Annotated in this window: 2 pseudogenes; one reads left to right on the forward strand and one right to left on the reverse strand. The window is 56.1% G+C overall.

Annotation, left to right across the window (positions count from 1 at the left end):
* Positions 1 to 433: pseudogene (locus IQK56_RS30600) on the reverse strand (hypothetical protein); the annotation flags it as partial.
* Between the two features lie 247 nt (positions 434 to 680).
* Here IQK56_RS30600 and IQK56_RS30605 point away from each other — a divergent pair.
* Positions 681 to 983, forward strand: a pseudogene (locus tag IQK56_RS30605) (autotransporter outer membrane beta-barrel domain-containing protein); the annotation flags it as partial.
* Between the last annotated feature and the right edge of the window lie 32 nt (positions 984 to 1015).

Here is a 1015-nt window from a genome sequence, read left to right on the forward strand (position 1 = left end):
AGGCTTGCAGCGTATTCCCGGCCTCGCGCACAAAAGAGCTGCTGGACGCATACAGGACAATTTGCTTGCTGTTTTCTGCTTCGTCCTCAGTGACGGTATGAAAGTCGGCCCGGACATCATTGAGCCGCAGTTCAATGAAGTCGCCTTCGGACTGGTCAAGATAGGGCAGCAGGATACAGATCACCCCCTTGCCGTCGACATTGAGCGCCGCATCATTAAGCCCGCCATCGTAGCCCACCACCGGGTTGCTCAGGGTTGGCAGATAAAGGGGCAGGTCAGAAAACGGTACGCTGGCAAAGGACGCCGGTGTCAGAAGTGCATCGGCGGGTTGGGGAAGGGTAAACCCCTCGAGGCGCAAATCATCGGGTTGTGATGAGGAAGGCGTAGCGGGCGTTTCCAAGAGCAACAGCGCGGGGTCGATGTCTTGATTCATGGTCGCAATCCTGTGTGAGCCGTACGAAAGGCGACCACGAAGTGAGAGGGGCCGCCAGAGGATTCAATACCCTGCGACCCGGCGTTGACTAGCTGTGAGAAATGACAGTGGCGACGGATGGTCAGTGGCCCAGGACGGGCCACTTGAAACATATAAACATGGTTGCCATTAGTGTGGTCGTGAGTGGCGTGTATAAGCATTAAAAATGCCCCCCCTCTCGAAAGAGCGGGGGCATTTTTTATGGCTTACAAGCTCGGTCATCGGTGAGATCGGTACAACGGTGCGGCGCAATATTCAATTGGAAAGCGGCGGGGTGTTGCAGCCGTACTTGAAGGCTGCGGTGGCCCACGAGTTCGACCAGAGCAATAAAGTGTTCGTCAACGACAACGCGTTCAACAACGACCTGTCGGGTTCGCGCCTGAAGCTGGGGGCGGGTGTGGCGATGTCGGTGTCGCAGAACCTGAAGTTGCATGCGGGTGTTGAGCGCAGCACCGGGAAGAACATCAAGCAGCCGTATGGGGTGAATGTGGGATTGCGGTATGATTTCTAAGGTAGCGGCTGTCCGAGTGCAGATGAATTAAA

Origin of the sequence: Pseudomonas cyclaminis (genome assembly GCF_015163715.1) — a bacterium.
GTDB lineage: Bacteria > Pseudomonadota > Gammaproteobacteria > Pseudomonadales > Pseudomonadaceae > Aquipseudomonas > Aquipseudomonas cyclaminis.